The following is an 18,267-nucleotide window of genomic DNA, read 5'->3' as shown; positions in this document are numbered from 1 at the left end:
GGAGCGAGCTTGCTCGCGAATGGAGCTTCCCGTCAGTTCCGAAGCGGCCGTTGCGCCCTCTCCCCCGCCCTGGCTGCGCGCCCCGCTCCGCAGGGCGAGGGAGCCGCTCGGCGCGGGGCTCTTCTAGGGAGTCAGCCGGCGAGTGCCGCGCTTTCGGCACACGCCGGACAGTCGCCTCGCCCTTCAGGGAGAGGGTTAGGGAGAGGGCAAAACCCTGCTCCGAACCATCAAACTACAGGCGGTGACGGCGGCCGGCGCGAGCTCTCGACCCAGGCGCTGATCAGGTTGTAGACCACCGCCAGCAGCACCGGCCCGAGGAACAAACCGATGAAGCCGAAGCTGAGCAAGCCGCCAAGCACGCCCAGCAGCACCACCACCAGCGGCAGGTTGCCGCCCCGGCTGATCAGGTAGGGCTTGAGGATGTTGTCCACGCCACTGATCACGAAGAAGCCCCAGATGGCCATGAACACGCCATAGCCATAGCTCTCCTGGTAGAACAGCCAGAGCACGGCCGGCCCCCAGATCAGCGGTGGCACCATCAGCAGGCTACAGACGAAGGTCAGCAAGCCCAGCACCAGCGGGCCCGGCACGCCGGCGATGAGGAAGCCGACGGTCGCCAGCACCCCTTGTGCGGCGGCGGTGCCGATCACCCCGTTGACCACCCGTTGCACGGTACCGGCGATGATGTCCATGTACTGCTGTGCGGTGTCGCCGATGAGGCGCTGCAGCATGCCGTGGGCAAAAGCCTGCAGGCGCAGGCCGTCACGGTAGAAGAAGAAGATCAGCACCAGGCTGAGTACCAGCTCGAAGATCCCCGCCCCCAGTTTGGCGCTGCGCGCCAGCACCCAGTTGCCGACCTCACCCATGTACGGCTTGAGCGCGGAGAACATTGCCACGCCCTGCTGGTCGGCCTGGTACCACCAGCCGATCAGGCGATCGCCGATCAGCGGCACGCGGGCCATCCACTCCGGCGGCGGCGGCAGGCCGGAGACCTGCAGGTTCTTCACCAGCTCCACGCCTTCGCGCACCCGGTCCACCAGCCCGAAGCCCAGCCATACCAATGGCAGCGCCACCAGCACGATCCAGCAGACGGTGAGCACGCCGGCCGCCGCTGCCTGGCGGCCGCCCAGCAGTTGAGTGAGCAGGCGCATCAGCGGCCAGCTGGCGAAAGCCAGCACTGCGGCCCAGACCAATGCCGACCAGAAGGGCAGCAACACCCAGATGCTGGCCGCAAGCAGGCCCAGCAACAGCAGGCGCAGCAACAGGCGATCATTGTCGAACATTGGAAACCCCGGTTGGCTCGAAAGCCCCAGTGTAGGGCGTTTCGTCCTTCAGCGTAGGGGAATCAGCGCAGCCAGGTCAGGTGCAGGCCGTCACTATCGTCCCTGCCCTGCTCCAGACGCGCATCGCGCACGCCCTGGGCGGTGAGTGCTGCGCGCCAGTCGCTGGCATGCTTGCCGGCCAGCTCGACGCGCACCCCGGTATCCAGGCGCAGGGTACGCACCAGCAGGTCGAGCCAGGCACCGCCCGGCTCCTGAGGCACATGGCTGAGGGTCAGCTCGCCGTTGGCCTTGAGCAGGCGCATCAGGGTCGCCGGGCTGGGCAACAACTCGCCGAGGGCGGCGCCGCTGTCCAGCTGTTCGGCATGCAGGTAGGCGCGGCGGTTGCCGCGGGTGATGGTGTAGACCGCTACCAGGCTGTCCTCGTGAGGCGCGGCAAGGCGTACCAGCAGGTAGGCCTGCTGGTCGTCCGGGCCGAACAGCTTGGAGTTGCCGAACACCGAATTGGCCAGCAGGTTGCTGGAGCCGCAATCGCGGCTCTCGCACCAGAACAGCGGCGTGGCGTCGGCCTTGAGCAGGTCCTTGCGCGCGGCGGCGAAGGCGCTCTGGCTGGAGTCCTCGTCGGGCAGGCGGTAGGTCACGGCGGTCAGGTCGCCGATGGCACGCACCTCCCCCTCCATGCGCAGGCGCCCGCTGATACGACTGATCGAGCCCTGTGGGTAGATGCGCTCCTGGCCGGCAGCCTGGTTGAAGTCGACGATCTCCGAACGCGGGAAGCGCGGGAGGATGTCCAGGTCGTGGCTGTCGGGCAGGTCGGCGGCGCCGGCAACGGCGCTGACACCGAGAATACCGGTGAAGATCAGGGAGTGAAGGAGCCGCGAGATCCGGGCCTTCTGCGCGTCCGCCGAAAGGTTTTTGCCGTCTTGGCGCGCGGTGGTCTGGACGTCGAGCATGCACAATCTCCCTGAAACGATCCGTGCAGACTCGCGGCAGGCCCCGTTTTAGTCAAGCTGCGCGCCGCTACAGGGTATTGCTCAGTCCGCCAGCAGGAACGGCCGGAAGATCGCGGCAACCGCTTCGGCGCCCGCCTCGTCATCCAGGTGCAGGTGGTGCTGGCCCGGCAGTTCATGGACCTCGAAGGGCCTGTCCTTGAGCAGTTCGCGGGTGGCCGGCTCGACCAGCATCAACCCCTGCTGCGCCAGCACCAGGCTGGTCGGGCACTGCACGGACTGGACGAATTGTCGCGCATGGGCGCGGGTCAGGCGCAGCGGCGACGGCAGTGTCAGGCGCGCGTCGGTACGCCAGGTGTAGCCGCCGGGCACCGGTACCAGACCACGGGATGCCAGCAGCTCGGCGGCTTCCCGGCTCACCGCGCCGACGCCCTTCATGCGCGCTTCCACGGCACGGTCGATAGCCTCGTACACCGGTTTGCGCTTGTTCGGCAGGGCCAGTTGCGCGCGCAAGGCTTCGCCAAGCTTCTGCGGCGAGGTGTCCGGTTCTCCGGTGTAGGGCACCAGGCCGTCGATCAGCGCCAGGCGCTCGATGCGCTCGGGCATGGCGCCGGCCAGCAGCACCGAGACGATCGCGCCCATGGAGTGCCCGAGCAGGGAGAAACGCTCCCAGCCCATCTGGTCGGCCACCATCAGCACGTCCAGCGCGTAATCCCAGAGCAGGTAGCTGGCCCCCGGTGCGCGGTGGCCCGAGTGGCCGTGGCCGGCGAAATCGAGGGCGAGGATGCGCACGCCTTCGAGCTTCGGTGCCAGGCGGGCGAAGCTCATGGCGTTGTCCAGCCAACCGTGCAGGGCAATCACCGGCCGGCCGTCTTCCGGGCCGAACAGGTGCGCGGCCAGCTCGATATGCGGCAGGTTCAGGCGGATTTCCTGGACTTTGGCGGTCATGGCGGTTCCTCAGGCGTTGGTGCGCTGTTGCCAGCGGGCGAAGACGGTCTTGAGCAGAGCGGCGGTGTCCTGCGGGCGCTCCAGCGGGAACATGTGCCCACCGGGCAGCGACAGGCTCTCCCCCATGGGGATGCGGCCGATCATACGGGCGTGGTGCGGCAGCACCACCCGACTGTGGCGGCCGCGCACCATGGTCAACGGCACGGCGAGCTGCTTCGCGCGGCCGGGGCTGGTGTGTGGCACGTTGCGGTAGATGGAGATTTCCGTGGCCGGGTCGAACTTCAACCGCAGGCCCCTTGCGTCGGCCGGCGCCAGCCCGTGGCGCACGTATGCTTCCAGGCAATCGCGGTCGAAACGCTTGAACAGCGGCTTGCCGGCGAAATACTCCAGCGCCTCGGCAAAATCGTCGAAATCCTCGCGGCGACCGAGCGTGCGGCCGGCGGGCGTCAGCCGGTCGATGAAGCCGAAGCGCTTGGCGACACGGATCACCAGTTGATCGGCCAAGGTCAGCAGGGGCGAATCGAGCATGACCACCCCGCGATACAGCTCGGGCCTGCGCAGCGCCGCGTGGTAATGCAGCACGCCGCCCAGGGAATGGCCGACGCCCCACACCGGTTCATCCAGCGCCTCCAGGTGATGCAGCAGTTCCTCCACCAGGTTTTCCCAGTTGGCGTTCACCGGGAAGCGCGGGTCATGGCCGTGCATGTCCAGCCGATGGACCCGGTAATCCGGCTCCAGGGCGTCGAACAACTTGCCATAGGTACCCGAGGGGAAACCGTTGGCGTGGGCGAAGAAGACCGCTTGCGACATGCTGGGTGAACTCGGGGGAATGACAGCCTGGATTTTCCGACAGCAACCCGAGTGCGGCAATGACCCGCATTCCCGCGAATGACGGCACTACGGCCAAAGTCCATGGCGCTCCGGCGGATTTGCCCTTCCCGCCCTCTCGCGGCGCGACTCAGACCCACTGCACCGCGTGGTTCACCACGCTGAACAGGATGCCGCCAGCCACCAGCAGGAATACCAGCCCACAGGCTCCATTGATCACCGGGACCGCCCGCAGCAGGCGCTTCTGCCAGACCGGTCGGGTGAGGATCACGCTGAGCAGGCTGAACCAGAGGAAACCAGTGCCGAACAGCATCACAGCCACCGCCACTTTGCCGGGTGCCGACATGTCTACCGGGATCAGGCTGGTCAGCAATGCGAGGAAGAACACCAGCGCCTTGGGATTGAACAGGTTGGTCGCCAACCCGCGCAGCCAGGGGCCAAGCCTGGATTCAGCCAGCTCGCCGTCGATCCGCCCTGCCCCGCCCGGCTTGCGCAGGGCACGCAGAGCACCGATGCCCAGCCAGCCGAGATAGAACGCGCCCACCAGCTGTAACGCACTGAACAGCAGCGGCGAACGGCTGAGCAGCAGCGACACGCCGGTCAGCACCAACGTGCCGTGGACCAGGATGCCGCAGGCCAGCCCCAGGGCGCTGAGCACGCCGGCGCGGCGGCCCTGGTGCAGAGAAGTGTGCACCACCAGCGCGACGTCCGGGCCGGGGCTGACCAGGGCGACGGCAAACACGGCGGTGAGCATGAGCAAGACGTGAACCTCCTGCATGGCGGGATTCTCCAGTGGGAAAGGAAACGGGATCGGTGGGTGGATCAGCGCTGGCGCAGACGCGCGGGCGGCAATCCGTAGGTGCGGCGGAACAGGCGGCTGAAGTGCGCCTGGTCATAGAAGCCCAGGCTCAGGGCGATCTCCGACAGCGGCTGGCCCTTGAGCACCCGCGGCAAGGCGCGCTCGAGTCGCAGGTGCGTCAGCCACTGGTGCGGCGGCAATCCGCACTGGTGGCGGAAGCGGCGCAATACCTGCCAGGGGCTGAGGTCGCAGAACTCGGCGATCTCCTCCAGCGTCGGCGGCGTTTCCAGGCGCGACTCCAGCCATTCGCGGATACGTGCCCAGGTCGGCGCGTCGAAACCCTGCCCCGGCTCACGGATGCGCAGGCTGGAGGCGCGCTCCAGCAAGGCGGCCAGCGCCTGCCACAGCTGGCCTTCCTGCTCCAGCCGCTCGCCACCCAGCATCAGGGCATGGGCTTGTTGCAGTTCGGCCTGCAGCCGTGGATCGCGCAGTTGCGCGGCCGTCAGCCGCGGCGCGCCCTGGCGGCCATCGCTGAAGGCGCGGCAGGCATCGTCCAGCCAGTGCGGGTCGATGGACAGCACGCGGATGCGATAGCCGTCCTCACCGTCGCTGGAACCGTCGTGGATACTCTCGGGGCTCATCAGCAGGATGTCGCCATTCCCGGCCAGCGAGCGCTCACCGCGATGGGTGTAGCGCTGGCGACCGTCGAGCATCAACCCGACGTGATAGTCGAGGTGAAAATGCCGCGGAAAGGCGAAACGGCGGTACTCGGCGTCGATGAAACGGACGCCGGGCAAGCCGCTGCTGTGGTGTTCGATACGTTCCATGGGCCTACTTTACCGGCGCAGGAACGGCGGGTCTTGGACAAAATTGCGAGCGCCCGCTCCTCCAGTCAGATGCAACCGCAGGGAGCGCCCTTGTAGGATGGGTGGAGCCTAGGCGATACCCATGCTGCCGGAGCAGTAATTGATGGGTATCGCTTCGCTCCATGCCATCCCACGTTCGAGCCAGTTCCCGGCCCCCTCAACGCTCCAGCGGCACCACCGCCATGGTCAGCCGCGAGATGCAGCTCGGCTTGCCATCATCCCCGTGCAGGCGGATTTCCCAGACGTGGGTCGAGCGACCGATATGCACCGCCTTGGCCACCGCCGTCACCCGCCCGCTGCGCAGGCCGCGCAGGTGGTTGGCGTTCACCTCCAGGCCAACGCAGTAGTACTTGGACGTATCCAGGCACAGGTAGCTGGCGGTGGAGCCGACGGTCTCCGCCAGCACCACCGAGGCGCCGCCGTGCAGCAGGCCGTAGGGCTGGTGGGTACGCGAATCCACCACCATGCTGGCGGTCAGCGAGTCGTCGTCGAACGCCTCGAAGCGGATATCGAGCACTTCACCGATGGTGTTCTTCAGGTTCGCGTTGAGCTTTTCCAGATCGGGCGTGGTGCGCCAGGTCATGCCATTCCCCTCATGTCGTCTCATTCATGCCATTGCACCGCCTCGCGGCGCTCCGCCCATTCATTGAAGCGCTGACCGTAGGTGCCTTCCACCACGTTGCGCTTGATCTTCAGAGTGGGCGTGAGGAAGCCGTTATCCACCGTCCAGACGTCCTTGACCAGCACCAGTCCGGCCAGGCGTTCGTGCTTGTCCAGCGCCTCGTTCACCTCCGTCAGCAGCGCCTGCAGGCTCTGTTCGAGCTCGATGCGCGAGCCGTTGGCGGCTTCCTGGCGGCCCACCTCGGAGAGCACGCAAAGACCCAGCGGGGCAATCAGGCCGTCGCCGACCACACAGATCTGCTCGATCCGCGAATGCACGGCCAGGCGGTTCTCGATGGGCGCCGGGGCCACGTACTTGCCCTTGGCGGTCTTGAAGATTTCCTTGATGCGTCCGGTCAGGCGCAGGTGGCCTTCGGCATCCTGCTCGCCCTTGTCGCCGGTACGCAGGAAGCCGTCCTCGGTGATGGTCTCGGCAGTGCGCTCCGGGTCCTTGAAGTAGCCGACCATGGTCGCGCCGCTGCGCACCTGCACTTCGCCCTCGTCGCTGATGCGCACTTCCACGCCGGGGCTGTTGCGGCCGATCCAGCCGGTCTTCTGCTCGCCCGGTCTGCAGACGTGGGAGTAACCGCAGTTCTCGGTCATGCCGTAGACCTCGAGCACATTCAGGCCCAGGCGCTGGTACCAGTTCAGCAGCGCCTCGGGCACCGGCGCGGCACCGCACAGGGCGTAGCGCACGGCGTCCAGGCCAAGGCCGGCGAGTACCTTGCGACCGACCAGGCGGCCGACGATGGGCAGGCGCAGCAGGCGGTCGAGCTTTTTCGCCGGTATCTGCGCGTAGACGCCCATCTGGAACTTGGTCCAGATGCGCGGCACGCCGAAGAACACCGTGGGCCGCGCCCGGCGCATGTCGGCAACGAAGGTGTCCAGGCTCTCGGCGAAGAAGATCGTCTGCCCGGCATAGATCGACGCCATCTGCACGAACATCCGCTCGGCCACATGGCACAGCGGCAGGTACGACAGCAGCCGGTCCTCCTCGCCGACACCGAACAGGTCGATGGCATGGCTGGCGGCGAAGGCGAAGTTGCCGAAGGTGTGCATCACGCCCTTGGGCGTACCGGTGGTGCCGGAGGTGTAGATGAGGGTTGCCAGGGTGGTGGTGTCCGGGCGCGGATCATCGCTGATCGGCGCCTGCTGCTGAAGATCGCCCCACTGGTGGTCGAATCGCCCTTCCGGATGCAGCGGCAAAGCCACCGTGGGCACGCCCTCGGGAATACCGTCGACCATTGCCGGCCAGTCGTCCAGCTTGCCGATGAAGGCCACCCGCGCTTCGGAGTGGGTCATCACCTGGCGCACGGAGTCGGCGGTGAGGTTGGGATACAGCGGCACCGAGACGTGGCCGGCCATCCAGATGGCGACGTCGGCGACTATCCAGTGCGCACAGTTCTTCGAAATGATCGCCACCCGGCTGCCTTCGGGCAGGTCAAGGCTGCGCAGCCAGGCGGCGGCGCGGCGGGCCTGGTCGCCCACTTCGCCCCAGGTCAGGGTCTGCACTTGGCCGCCAGTGAGCGGCTGCACCAGGTAGCGCTTGTTCGGGTGGCTCTTCTCGCGCTGATAGAACAGGTCGAGTGGTAATCGGACTGCTTTAACCACGTGCCCCTCCTTTGTTTTTTTTGTCAGAGGTGTAGCTCAGGGATATAGCGATGGATCAACCAAGCACTTGCTTGGTTGAATATTCCACGCAGCGCAGCGGCAGACAAGGCTGGTCGTGTGAACTTTTGTAGGATTTAGCCGAAGGATTGGCCACCAGCCGCTCTGCAACGGGGCTCGCGAAGAAACATCCAGGCACGATTTGCCGGTAATGGAAATGCAAAAGGCCCCTTTCGGGGCCTTTTTCGGAAACGGACGACTCAGGAATGCCGCGGATGGTAGAGCGACACCAGCTCCATCAATCCCGCCACCGGCACCTCGCCTTCCAGTTCCGCCAGCGTGGCGGTGCTGAACGGCACGGCATCGCTGCGGCTGCCATGCACCAGCAGGCCGGCCAGCGCACCGACCAGAGGCTGATGCGTGACCAGCAGCAGGTTCTGCTCGTTGCGGCCATCGAGGAAACGCAGCACGTCTTTCGGATCGTCATCCGGAGTCAGCCAGGGCGCGGTGCCGACCGCCCCCTCGAAACCCAGCGCCTCGCGAACCAGCTCGGCGGTTTCCTGGGCGCGCACGTAGGGGCTGGCGAGGATGCCGTCCAGCGGCTGGCCGGCCAACTGGGCGGCGCTTTTCAGCGCCTCCTTGATGCCATGGGCCGTCAGTCGGCGCTCGGCATCACGGCGGGCCTGGGGCTCGGCCTCGCCATGGCGCAGCAGCCAGAGCTTCAAAGCTTCGGCTCCTCGTCACGCACCGGGTGCGGCGCCGGCGGCACGTCGTGCGGGGCCTCGCCTTCCGGGGCACGGGCAGTCGGCCAGTCGGCGAACGGCCAGGGCTTCTCTTCGGTCTGGAAGGTGCCGAAGCGGCCAATCTGCGCAAAGTACTGGCTCAGGCTGTCGCCGAAGCCCATCAGGCTGCCGCTGGGCGCACCGTAGATGATGCGGTAGATCAGCTGGATGATCACCACGGCGCCGAGGATCATCTCGGCGACGAACCAGACCAGCGCGAAGACCAGCATCCAGACGACGCGCAGGACCAGGGATTCCTTCTCTAGACGGTCAGCGGGCTGACGTTCAGCGGACATGGCGAAACCTCCTCAGAAACCGGTGGTGGGAATGAAGTCGACGTCGGTCTTCGGCTCGCCGCTCATCAGCGCTCCGATGACCTGCTCCAGTGTACGGCCGCCGAACAGGATGGCGTTGAGGCCGGCCACCAGCGGCATGTAGACCTGCAGCTCGTCGGCCTTGGCCTTGAGCACCTTGAGGGTATTCACGCCCTCGGCAGTCTCGCCCATGCGCGCCACGGCGTCCTCCAGGGTCAGGCCTTCGCCCAGGGCGAAGCCCACCTGATAGTTACGACTCTTGGGTGACGAACAGGTGACGATCAGGTCGCCCACACCGGCCAGGCCGAGGAACGTCATGGGGTTGGCGCCGAGCTTGACGGCGAAGCGGGTCATCTCCGCCAGGGCGCGGGTGATCAGCATGCCCTTGGTGTTCTCGCCCATGCCCAGCGCGGCAGCCATCCCGGCAATAATGGCGTAGACGTTCTTCAGCGCGCCGCCCAGTTCGACGCCAAAGCGGTCGCCACTGGCGTAGACGCGGAAAGTGCGGCCGTGCAGGGCCTGCTGCACCTGGGCACAGAGGTCTTCGTCCTCGCTGGCGACCACGGTGGCGGTCAGCTCGTGCTCGGCGATCTCGCGCGCCAGGTTCGGGCCGGAAATCACCGCGATGCGGGATTTCGGTGCGATCTCTTCGAGCACCTGACTCATCAGCTTGAAGCTCTGCGCTTCGATGCCCTTGGTCAGGCTGACCAGCATCTTGCCCGCCAGCTCTTCGCTGCGGCCATCGAGCACCTTGCGCAGGGCGCTGGAAGGCACTGCGACGAAAATCATCTCGCACTCGGCCAGGGTCGCCACCAGGTCCGTGGTCGGCTCCACGCCGTCATGGATACGCACGCCCTTGAGGTAGTTGGGATTCTCGCGGCGGGTGCGGATCGCCTCGGCCTGCTCCTCGTCGCGCATCCATTGACGAACGCGCTGCCCGTTTTCTGCCAGCAGATTGGCGAAGGCGGTGCCGAAACTGCCACCACCGAGGACGGCGATCGGTTGCTGCTGTGTCATGTCTGTTCCATTGGTGGCCGCCCTGAGGCAGCGATTGGGGCATTATAAGGCCGCATCGGCGAGCGACCAGCCCGGATCGCCGGACTGGCAATCAGCGCTGCCTCGTTTAACATCCGTCTGACAGAAAACGTCTAACTCCAGACGTCGACACATCTGATAAAAACCGAGAACAAGGTCGTTCCGTGCAGCATCCCGCCCGCGTCCCTTTGCCGCTTACCCTGCTTGCCGCGCTGCTGGCCGGCAAGGCCATGGCGGGCGATCTGTTCGTGGACAGCCTCGACGTTCCCCAGGTTCTGACCGCGACGCGGCTCAAACAGTCCCCCGCGGAGGTGCCCGGCAGCATGACGGTACTCGACCGCGACCTGATCAAGGCTTCCGGCGCTCGCGACATTCCGGAACTGATGCGCCTGGTACCGGGCATGATGGTCGGCTACCTGTCGGGCAACCAGGCGACGGTGAACTACCACGGCACCAACGTCACCGAGGCGCGGCGCCTGCAGGTGCTGGTGGACGGCCGTTCGGTGTACCGCCCAGGCCTGGCGACGGTGGACTGGAGCGACATCCCGGTGGCCATCGAGGACATCGACCGCATCGAGGTCTTCCGCGGCCCCAACGCGGTGAGCTACGGCGCCAACGCGCTGATGGGCGTCATCAACATCCTCACCCGCCACCCGGCCGACAGCCAGGGCACGCGCTTGAAATACACCGCCGGGCAGAACGGCGTCCGCGACTGGTACGCGAGCCAGGGCATCCACGACCGCTCGGGCTATTACCGGTTGTCGTTGTCCGGCCAGGAAGACGACGGCTTCGACCATGACCAGTTCGATCGCGACTACCGCGATGGCCGGCGCCTGAACCGCTTCAACCTGGTGGCCAGCCACAACCTCGACCTGCGCAACAGCCTGGACTGGCAGTTGGCAGCCAAGGAAGGCACCAACCAGCGGCCCTACAGCTACGAGCCGATCTTCGGCGACATCGCCCCCGGCGACGACAACTCCGACCTGACCGCGCGCGACTACGCGGGCTCGATGCGCTGGACCTTCGACGTGAACCCCGAGCACAGCTTCTATGTGCAGGGCTACGCCGAGCACTGGGAGCGCCTGCAGGACTTCGGCGCCTGCGAGGCCCAGGTCGCCTTCAGCCCCCAGCTGGCGCAGCTCTGGTCACTGAACCCGAAGTACGTCGACGACCTGGCCGAGTCGCTGCCCAGGATTCCCCGCGGGACCGCTCAGGAACAGGCACTGGCCGGGCAGGTTCTGCAGCAACTGGCCAATGGCGCCTACCTGCCGGTGTGCGGGCAGGTGAACCAGAACATTCGCGAGACCCGCTACGACCTGGAAATCCAGGACACCCTGAGCCTCGCCGAAAGCGTGCGGCTGGTCAGCGGCATGAGTTATCGGCACGACCAGGCCACCTCGGAGACCTACTTCGACGGCACGGTGAACAACGACATCTGGCGCCTGTTCGGCCAGCTGGAATGGCACCTGTCGCCGCACTGGCTGCTGCAGGGCGGTGCGATGGCGGAGGACGACCAGCTTTCCGGCAGTTCGGTCAGCCCGCGCCTCGCGCTGAACTACCTGATCAATCCGCGCCACAGCCTGCGAGCGGTGTATTCCGAAGCCGTGCGCTCGCCGGACATGTACGAGAACGACGTGAACTGGAGCTACCGGGCGCGCCACCTCTCGCCGCTCGCGTATGGCCAGTCCAGCGCCTACTACTTTGCCCGCGCCCACGGCCCAGGCGACCTGGACCAGGAGCGCATGCGCTCGCGGGAAATCGGTTACAACGGCCAGTTCGACGAACTCGGGCTGGCGGTGGACATCAAAGCCTACTACGACGAAATCCACGGGCTGATCAGCGATCCCTTGCAGGTATCCGACTTCGAACCGACCAACGACAACGACATCCGCTTCAGCGGCGCCGAAACTCAGCTGGACTGGCGCCTGACGCGGCAGGACCGCGTGCGGCTGACCTATGCCTATGTCGACTATGACGCCAGCAGCCGATTCGACCGGCGCCTCACCGCGCGCAACAGCGGCTCGGCCGGGTGGATGCGCGACTGGGGCCGCGGCTGGTCCAGCTCGGTCTTCTACTATGGCGACGATGCGCTGAACGAACACCGCTTCGAGCGCATCGACCTGCGCGTGGCCAAGCGCATTCCCCTGGGCCGCGCCGCGCTGGAACTGGCCGGCGTCCTGCAGCAGCGCCTGGACGACGAACCACTGACCTGGCCGGAAAACCGCTACGACAACCGCCACCTGCTCTACTTCAGCGCCGAGGTGGCCTTCTAGCATGTCTGCCCGCCGCTCATGGACGAGCCCCGGCCCCCTCTTCGCCGCCCTGCTGCTCTGGTTGGCCTGCCTCTTCGCGCTGCCGGCCCAGGCCCGCGACATCCTGCTGGTCAGCACCGAGCAGAGCCCAGCCCTGCAGGACTTCGCCGAAGCGCTGGCGCAACACCGGCCGAATGACCAGGTGCGACTGGAGACCCCGGAAAACCTGCCCCCCGCCGCCAACCTCGATGGCCAGACGCGCCTGCTGCTGCTCGGCAGCGGCGCGCTGAACTGGCGCCTGGCCAGCCACGACGCACCGCCGGCGCTGACGCTACTGGTCAGCCGCGTCGAAGCCCGGCAGGTCCTGGGCGAGCGCGAGCCACCGCATCTCAGCCTGCTCTGGAGCGACCCGCCGCCGGCCCGGCAACTGCAACTCGCCCTGCAACTCAGCCCGCGTCCGCAGCGCATTGGCGTACTGCTCGGCCCTGCCAGCGAGTTCCTCCTGCCGGAGCTCGACCAGGCTGCGCGGGAGCTCGGCGTCGAGCTCACCAGCGAACGGCAAACCCGCCCCGACGACAGCCGCCCGTTGCGAGAATTGCTCGGTCGCAGTGACCTGCTGCTCGGGCTGGACGACAAACAGCTTTATAACGCACAGACCATCAAGGGCATCCTCCTCAGCGCCTACGCCGAGAACCGGGCGCTGATCGGCCCTACCGCCGCCTTCGTCAAGGCCGGCAGCCTGGCCAGCAGCTACAGCGACCAGAGCGACTGGCTGGAGACCCTGGACACCCTGCTCGACCGGCCGGCGGAGCAATGGCCGCGCAGCCTCTACCCCGAACGCTTCAAGGTGCAGAGCAACCGCCAGGTGGCGCGTTCGCTGGGCATCGACCTGCCGGACGACGCGCAGCTTGCGCAGCGCCTGGCCGAAGGAGAGAAACCATGAGCTCCCGCAAGAGCTGGAACATCCAGACGCGCATGCTGGCCATCAGCCTGGGGCCCGCACTGCTGTTGACCGTGCTGCTGACCGGCTACTTCACCTACTCGCGTCTGCAGGACCTGCGCCTGGAGTCGAACCATACCGGCCAACTGATCGCCAACCAGCTCGCCCCGGCGGCGGAATACGGGGTGATCTCCGGCAACCTGCCCGTGCTGCAGAGCCTACTGCGGGCGACCCTGAGCACCGCCCACGTGCGCTTCATCGAGGTGCGCGACCGGGGCGACAACATCCTCGTCTACGTCGAGCACGCAGCCGATCCCGCGCAGGCGAGTACCAAGGTGGAAATCTTCCACGCCTCGATCCAGCGCGAGAACATCGCCCTCAATGGCAGCGAGCTGGGCGGCTCCAACGACATGCTGCCGGCCGCCGCACCGCCCAGCGGCGACTACCTGGGCCGCGTGGTGGTCGGCATGGCCAGCGACGCCTTCAGCGAGCGGCAGCAGGAGATCCTCCTCAAGGCCAGCCTGCTCGCCCTGTTCGCCCTGATCCTCACCTACCTGCTGGCGCGCCGTCTCGCCCGTCGCCTCGCCGCGCCGATCCGCACCATGGGCCGCGCCGTGCAGGCGATCCAGACCGGCGACTACCACACCACCCTGCCGGTGCCGGACGACGGCGAAGTCGGTGACCTCGCCCGCCACATCAACAACCTCGCCCGCGGCCTGCAACAGGCCAGCCTGGAGCAGGAGCGCAGCATTGCCCAACTGGTGGCGGCGCGGGAGGAGGCCGAGGAGGCCAACCGTGCCAAATCCGACTTCCTGGCAATGATGAGCCACGAGCTGCGCACTCCGATGAACGGAGTGCTGGGCATGCTGCAACTGCTGGAAACCACCGAATTGAACCAGGAGCAGGCCGAATACAGCGCACTGGCCACCGAATCCACCGAGCACCTGCTCAAGGTGATCAACGACATCCTCGACTTCTCCCGCGTCGAGCGCGGCGCTCTGGAACTGGAGCGCATTCCGTTCAACCTGCTGGAACTGATCCAGAGCTCCATTCAGGTCTTCCAGCACAGCGCCCAGCAGCGCGGCCTGGCACTGGAAATGAATGTGCAGGACGGGCTGGACAATCTCGAGGTGCAGGGTGACCCGACGCGCATCCGGCAGATCCTCGTCAACCTGTTGGGCAATGCGCTGAAATTCACCGAAGAAGGCGGCGTGCGACTGGAGGCCACCTGGCAGGCACTGGACGCAGAGGTGCTCTGGCTCAGTTGCTCGGTGCAGGACAGCGGCATCGGCATCTCTCACGAACGCCTGGAACACATGTTCGAGGCCTTCCAGCAGGCAGACTCCTCCACTTCGCGGCGCTATGGCGGCACCGGGCTGGGCCTGTCCATCGCGCGCACACTCGCCGAACGGATGGGCGGCACCCTGGGTGCGGTCAGCGAAGAAGGCTGCGGTTCGACTTTCACCCTGGAGATTCCCCTGCCCTTCCGCGAGCGTCAAAGCGCCGCGGAGGACGGGACGAACGGTGGCGCCGCGCTTGCCACTGGTCAGTCCGTGCTGCTGGTGGAAGACAACCCGGTGAATCAAACAGTCATAGAAGCTATGTTGCGCAGCCTGGGCTATCGCGTCACGCTGGTGGGTGACGGCGCCCAGGCAGTGCGCACCTCGGAGCGCGGCGAGTTCGCGGTGATCCTGATGGACTGCCGCCTGCCCGTGCTCAACGGCTACGAAGCTACCCGGCAGATCCGCGCAAAACCGGGCGGCGAACAGGTGCCGATCATCGCCCTGACCGCCAATGCGCTACAGGGCGATCGCGAAGCGTGCCTTGAGGCGGGAATGAACGACTATCTCGCAAAGCCGTTCAAACGTGCGGAGTTGCAGCGGATTCTGCAGCGCTGGGTTGCTCCAGGTCGTTGATCCAGGGAGCACTTGCCCGCAAACTGCGGACCGGCCCACGGCCTGCGTCCCGACAGGGAAACCTGGCGTCGGCGAAAAGTGAACAAGCGTTCGCCGATTGCTGTGACTTTCACTTAAAGGCAATAGTCTATGACTAGGCTGCCGCATGACACCGTGACAAGTACGACGGTACGCGGCACCGCAGGCACAAGCCAAACAACGCCTGCTATCCAGGATTTTTGAGGAGCTCGCATGACCAAACAAAACGCCTTCACCCGAGAAGACCTGCTGCGCTGCAGCCGCGGCGAGCTCTTCGGCCCGGGTAATGCGCAACTGCCCGCCCCGAACATGCTGATGATCGACCGCATCACCCACATCAGTGATGTCGGCGGCAAGTACGGCAAGGGCGAACTGGTCGCCGAGCTGGATATCAACCCGGACCTGTGGTTCTTCGCCTGCCACTTCGAAGGCGACCCCGTCATGCCGGGCTGCCTGGGCCTCGACGCCATGTGGCAGCTGGTAGGCTTCCACCTCGGCTGGCAGGGCAATCCCGGCCGCGGCCGCGCCCTGGGTTCGGGCGAAGTGAAGTTCTTCGGCCAGGTCCTGCCGACCGCCAAGAAAGTCACCTACAACATTCACATCAAGCGTACGATCAATCGTTCGCTGATCCTGGCCATCGCCGACGGCACCGTCAGCGTCGATGGCCGCGAAATCTACAGCGCCGAAGGCCTCCGCGTCGGCCTGTTCACTTCCACTGACAGCTTCTAAGGGTATCCGCATGCGTCGCGTCGTGATCACCGGTCTGGGCATCGTTTCCTGCCTGGGCAATGACAAAGACACCGTCTCCGCCAACCTTCGCGCAGGCCGTGCTGGCATCCGCCACAACCCGAGCTATGCCGAGATGGGCCTGCGCAGCCACGTGTCCGGTTCGGTCAACCTGAACCTGGAAGAGCTGATCGACCGCAAGGTCTTCCGCTTCATGGGCGACGCCGCCGCTTACGCCTACCTGGCAATGGAACAGGCGATCAAGGACTCCGGCCTCACCCCCGAGCAGATATCCAACCCGCGCACCGGCCTGATCGCCGGCTCCGGCGGTGCTTCCACCCTGAACCAGATGGAAGCCATCGACACCCTGCGCGAGAAGGGCGTCAAGCGCATCGGCCCATACCGCGTGACCCGCACCATGGGCAGCACCGTATCCGCGTGCCTGGCCACTCCCTTCCAGATCAAGGGCGTGAACTACTCCATCTCCTCGGCCTGCGCCACCAGCGCGCATTGCATCGGCCAGGCCATGGAACAGATCCAGCTGGGCAAGCAGGACGTCGTCTTCGCTGGCGGCGGTGAGGAAGAACACTGGAGCCAGAGCTGCCTGTTCGACGCCATGGGCGCCCTCTCCACCCAATACAACGACACCCCGGAAAAGGCTTCCCGCGCCTACGACGCCAAGCGTGACGGCTTCGTCATCGCCGGCGGCGGCGGCATGGTCGTGGTCGAAGAGCTGGAACACGCCCTCAAGCGTGGTGCCAAGATCTACGCCGAGATCGTCGGCTACGGCGCCACTTCCGACGGCTACGACATGGTCGCCCCGAGCGGCGAAGGCGCCATCCGCTGCATGCAGCAGGCCCTGGCCACCGTCGACACCCCGATCGACTACCTGAACACCCACGGCACCTCCACCCCGGTCGGCGACGTCGCTGAAATCCGTGGTGTGCGCGAAGTGTTCGGCAGCAACGCCCCAGCCATCAGCTCCACCAAGAGCCTGTCCGGCCACTCCCTGGGCGCTGCCGGCGTTCACGAAGCGATCTACTGCCTGCTGATGATGGAAGGCAACTTCATCGCCGGCTCCGCCAACATCGACGAACTGGACCCGGAGGTCGCCGACCTGCCGATCCTGCGCGAGACCCGCGAAAACGCGAAGATCGACACCGTCATGAGCAACAGCTTCGGCTTCGGCGGCACCAACGCCACCCTGGTCCTGAAACGCCACAACGGCTGATCGGTGATCAAAACAAAAAGGCGCCTCAGGGCGCCTTTTTTGTTGCCTGCGAATCCGCGCCCTACCCTCCCACGCTCGATCCAGTCAGGATTAACAGGCTGATAAAAGGGAGTACGCAGATGGATTTGATGATCAGACAAGCCCGCAGCAACGACGCCAAGGCCATCAGCCAGGTGATCGTGGCGGCGGTCAGGGAGAGCAACGGCCTGGACTACCCGACGAGCGTCATCGAGTCGGTGGTGGCGCACTTCACGCCTGAACGGGTGATGGAATTACTCGAACATCGGTTGGCGTTCGTCGCCCTGCTGGGCAACCAGGTGGTCGGCACTGGCGCCCTGGATGGCGATGTCGTGCGCAGCCTCTTCATAGCCCCTGCGCAGCAACGCAAAGGCATCGGCCAGTCCCTTATGAGCCGAATCGAGAAAGCCGCTCTGGAGCGCAGCATAGAGGCCCTGCTGGTCCCCTCCTCCATCACTGCTGAGAGCTTCTACACTCGCCTGGGCTATCGCGTGCTGCGCGAACAACTCCACGGTGAAGAGCGCACCCTCATCATGACCAAGCCCCTCAGCCCGCTGTAGGGGCGAGCTTGCTCGCGAATAGCATCGTTCTCCGACTAACGCCAGAACTGTTCACCGTGCCAATCGGTCCCCTCTCCCTTCAGGGAGAGGGTTAGGGAGAGGGCGGCGCGCCAAGCGGAAGCATCCCATGGCACAGCGAGTATTTTCCCTTCCCCAAAAACAAAACCCCCGATCAGCTTTCGCTGATCAGGGGTTTTGGAATTAGAAGCTTGACGATGACCTACTCTCACATGGAGAAACTCCACACTACCATCGGCGATGCATCGTTTCACTACTGAGTTCGGGATGGGATCAGGTGGTTCCAATGCTCTATGGTCGTCAAGCAATTCGGTTGGATGCTCGCCTTGGCGCTCATCCGAATTCGGGTTGCTTACACTAATAAGCAAAACCCCCGGCCAGCGAAGCTGACCAGGGGTCTTGGGATAGGAGCTTGACGATGACCTACTCTCACATGGAGAAACTCCACACTACCATCGGCGATGCGTCGTTTCACTACTGAGTTCGGGATGGGATCAGGTGGTTCCAACGCTCTATGG

Annotated in this window: 17 protein-coding genes and 2 rRNA genes; 6 read left to right on the top strand and 13 right to left on the bottom strand. The window is 65.7% G+C overall.

Translation table 11 applies throughout. From position 1 onward, the window contains the following. Positions 1–227 precede the first annotated feature (227 nt). The 11 genes from GJV37_RS08050 to GJV37_RS08000 all read right to left on the bottom strand — a co-directional run bounded on the left by GJV37_RS08050 (position 228) and on the right by GJV37_RS08000 (position 10,052). Positions 228–1,283 carry an AI-2E family transporter gene (locus GJV37_RS08050; protein ID WP_065327589.1) on the bottom strand — a complete coding sequence of 352 codons (1,056 nt, stop codon included), beginning with the start codon at positions 1,281–1,283 and terminating at the stop codon, positions 228–230. Between the two features lie 62 nt (positions 1,284–1,345). After that, positions 1,346–2,233: a DUF4892 domain-containing protein gene (locus tag GJV37_RS08045; protein WP_170860209.1), complete on the bottom strand. Its 888-nt coding sequence runs from the start codon at positions 2,231–2,233 to the stop codon at positions 1,346–1,348. Between the two features lie 81 nt (positions 2,234–2,314). Next, positions 2,315–3,178 (bottom strand): alpha/beta hydrolase, encoded by an 864-nt coding sequence (locus GJV37_RS08040; protein WP_065327588.1) that lies wholly within the window; start codon positions 3,176–3,178, stop codon positions 2,315–2,317. 9 nt (positions 3,179–3,187) lie between these two features. Beyond that, entirely contained in the window at positions 3,188–3,988 is an 801-nt protein-coding gene (locus GJV37_RS08035; protein ID WP_054908420.1) for an alpha/beta fold hydrolase, read from the bottom strand. A gap of 148 nt (positions 3,989–4,136) precedes the next feature. Beyond that, positions 4,137–4,784: a LysE family translocator gene (locus GJV37_RS08030; RefSeq protein WP_170860208.1), complete on the bottom strand. Its 648-nt coding sequence runs from the start codon at positions 4,782–4,784 to the stop codon at positions 4,137–4,139. 44 nt (positions 4,785–4,828) lie between these two features. Next, entirely contained in the window at positions 4,829–5,632 is an 804-nt protein-coding gene (locus GJV37_RS08025; RefSeq protein ID WP_024766924.1) for an AraC family transcriptional regulator, read from the bottom strand. Positions 5,633–5,828: 196 nt separating this feature from the next. Beyond that, positions 5,829–6,254 (bottom strand): hotdog fold thioesterase, encoded by a 426-nt coding sequence (locus GJV37_RS08020; RefSeq protein WP_017517381.1) that lies wholly within the window; start codon positions 6,252–6,254, stop codon positions 5,829–5,831. 20 nt (positions 6,255–6,274) lie between these two features. Further along, positions 6,275–7,942, bottom strand: coding sequence for an AMP-binding protein (locus GJV37_RS08015; RefSeq protein WP_170860207.1), 1,668 nt, complete (start codon positions 7,940–7,942; stop codon positions 6,275–6,277). A 257-nt stretch (positions 7,943–8,199) separates the two neighbouring features. Beyond that, positions 8,200–8,664, bottom strand: coding sequence for a phosphohistidine phosphatase SixA (gene sixA, locus GJV37_RS08010; protein ID WP_037015946.1), 465 nt, complete (start codon positions 8,662–8,664; stop codon positions 8,200–8,202). After that, on the bottom strand, positions 8,661–9,017 hold the full coding sequence (locus tag GJV37_RS08005; protein WP_054908417.1) for a DUF4389 domain-containing protein: 357 nt from the start codon (positions 9,015–9,017) through the stop codon (positions 8,661–8,663). Before GJV37_RS08005 ends, sixA begins: the two co-directional genes overlap by 4 nt. A 12-nt stretch (positions 9,018–9,029) precedes the next feature. After that, a complete protein-coding gene (locus tag GJV37_RS08000) occupies positions 9,030–10,052 on the bottom strand; it encodes an NAD(P)H-dependent glycerol-3-phosphate dehydrogenase (protein WP_037015951.1) in 1,023 nt (340 codons plus the stop codon). A gap of 182 nt (positions 10,053–10,234) precedes the next feature. Here GJV37_RS08000 and GJV37_RS07995 point away from each other — a divergent pair, with 182 nt between their 5' ends. From GJV37_RS07995 to GJV37_RS07970, 6 genes are all read left to right on the top strand, one after another. Then, positions 10,235–12,343, top strand: a complete 2,109-nt coding sequence (locus GJV37_RS07995; RefSeq protein ID WP_170860206.1) for a TonB-dependent receptor plug domain-containing protein — start codon at positions 10,235–10,237, stop codon at positions 12,341–12,343. Between the two features lies 1 nt (position 12,344). Then, entirely contained in the window at positions 12,345–13,265 is a 921-nt protein-coding gene (locus GJV37_RS07990; protein ID WP_170860205.1) for an ABC transporter substrate-binding protein, read from the top strand. Then, positions 13,262–15,178 carry an ATP-binding protein gene (locus GJV37_RS07985; protein WP_024766930.1) on the top strand — a complete coding sequence of 639 codons (1,917 nt, stop codon included), beginning with the start codon at positions 13,262–13,264 and terminating at the stop codon, positions 15,176–15,178. Before GJV37_RS07990 ends, GJV37_RS07985 begins: the two co-directional genes overlap by 4 nt. 231 nt (positions 15,179–15,409) lie before the next feature. Then, on the top strand, positions 15,410–15,925 hold the full coding sequence (fabA, locus tag GJV37_RS07980) for a 3-hydroxyacyl-[acyl-carrier-protein] dehydratase FabA (RefSeq protein ID WP_017517389.1): 516 nt from the start codon (positions 15,410–15,412) through the stop codon (positions 15,923–15,925). Positions 15,926–15,935: 10 nt separating this feature from the next. Continuing rightward, positions 15,936–17,153 carry a beta-ketoacyl-ACP synthase I gene (gene fabB / locus GJV37_RS07975; protein WP_024766931.1) on the top strand — a complete coding sequence of 406 codons (1,218 nt, stop codon included), beginning with the start codon at positions 15,936–15,938 and terminating at the stop codon, positions 17,151–17,153. A gap of 119 nt (positions 17,154–17,272) precedes the next feature. Further along, positions 17,273–17,731, top strand: coding sequence for a GNAT family N-acetyltransferase (locus tag GJV37_RS07970; protein WP_170860203.1), 459 nt, complete (start codon positions 17,273–17,275; stop codon positions 17,729–17,731). 207 nt (positions 17,732–17,938) lie between these two features. Here GJV37_RS07970 and rrf (GJV37_RS07965) read toward each other — a convergent pair. Both rrf (GJV37_RS07965) and rrf (GJV37_RS07960) read right to left on the bottom strand, forming a co-directional pair. Then, positions 17,939–18,054, bottom strand: a 5S ribosomal RNA gene (rrf, locus tag GJV37_RS07965). 105 nt (positions 18,055–18,159) lie between these two features. Further along, positions 18,160–18,267, bottom strand: a 5S ribosomal RNA gene (gene rrf, locus GJV37_RS07960); the annotation flags it as partial.

Source organism: Pseudomonas nitroreducens, assembly GCF_010994165.1.
Lineage (GTDB): Bacteria > Pseudomonadota > Gammaproteobacteria > Pseudomonadales > Pseudomonadaceae > Pseudomonas > Pseudomonas nitroreducens.
Note: the sequence above shows the minus strand (reverse complement) of the source record. Positions and strands in the feature narration are given on the sequence as shown.

Excerpts from the sequence above, each read along its gene's own strand:
- GJV37_RS08050 (WP_065327589.1), bottom strand. The coding sequence starts at position 1,283 with ATGTTCGACAATGATCGCCTGTTGCTGCGCCTGCTGTTGCTGGGCCTG.
- GJV37_RS08045 (WP_170860209.1), bottom strand. The coding sequence starts at position 2,233 with ATGCTCGACGTCCAGACCACCGCGCGCCAAGACGGCAAAAACCTTTCG.
- GJV37_RS08040 (WP_065327588.1), bottom strand. The coding sequence starts at position 3,178 with ATGACCGCCAAAGTCCAGGAAATCCGCCTGAACCTGCCGCATATCGAG.
- GJV37_RS08035 (WP_054908420.1), bottom strand. The coding sequence starts at position 3,988 with ATGTCGCAAGCGGTCTTCTTCGCCCACGCCAACGGTTTCCCCTCGGGT.
- GJV37_RS08030 (WP_170860208.1), bottom strand. The coding sequence starts at position 4,784 with ATGCAGGAGGTTCACGTCTTGCTCATGCTCACCGCCGTGTTTGCCGTC.
- GJV37_RS08025 (WP_024766924.1), bottom strand. The coding sequence starts at position 5,632 with ATGGAACGTATCGAACACCACAGCAGCGGCTTGCCCGGCGTCCGTTTC.
- GJV37_RS08020 (WP_017517381.1), bottom strand. The coding sequence starts at position 6,254 with ATGACCTGGCGCACCACGCCCGATCTGGAAAAGCTCAACGCGAACCTG.
- GJV37_RS08005 (WP_054908417.1), bottom strand. The coding sequence starts at position 9,017 with ATGTCCGCTGAACGTCAGCCCGCTGACCGTCTAGAGAAGGAATCCCTG.
- GJV37_RS08000 (WP_037015951.1), bottom strand. The coding sequence starts at position 10,052 with ATGACACAGCAGCAACCGATCGCCGTCCTCGGTGGTGGCAGTTTCGGC.
- GJV37_RS07990 (WP_170860205.1), top strand. The coding sequence starts at position 12,345 with ATGTCTGCCCGCCGCTCATGGACGAGCCCCGGCCCCCTCTTCGCCGCC.
- GJV37_RS07985 (WP_024766930.1), top strand. The coding sequence starts at position 13,262 with ATGAGCTCCCGCAAGAGCTGGAACATCCAGACGCGCATGCTGGCCATC.
- fabA (WP_017517389.1), top strand. The coding sequence starts at position 15,410 with ATGACCAAACAAAACGCCTTCACCCGAGAAGACCTGCTGCGCTGCAGC.
- fabB (WP_024766931.1), top strand. The coding sequence starts at position 15,936 with ATGCGTCGCGTCGTGATCACCGGTCTGGGCATCGTTTCCTGCCTGGGC.
- GJV37_RS07970 (WP_170860203.1), top strand. The coding sequence starts at position 17,273 with ATGGATTTGATGATCAGACAAGCCCGCAGCAACGACGCCAAGGCCATC.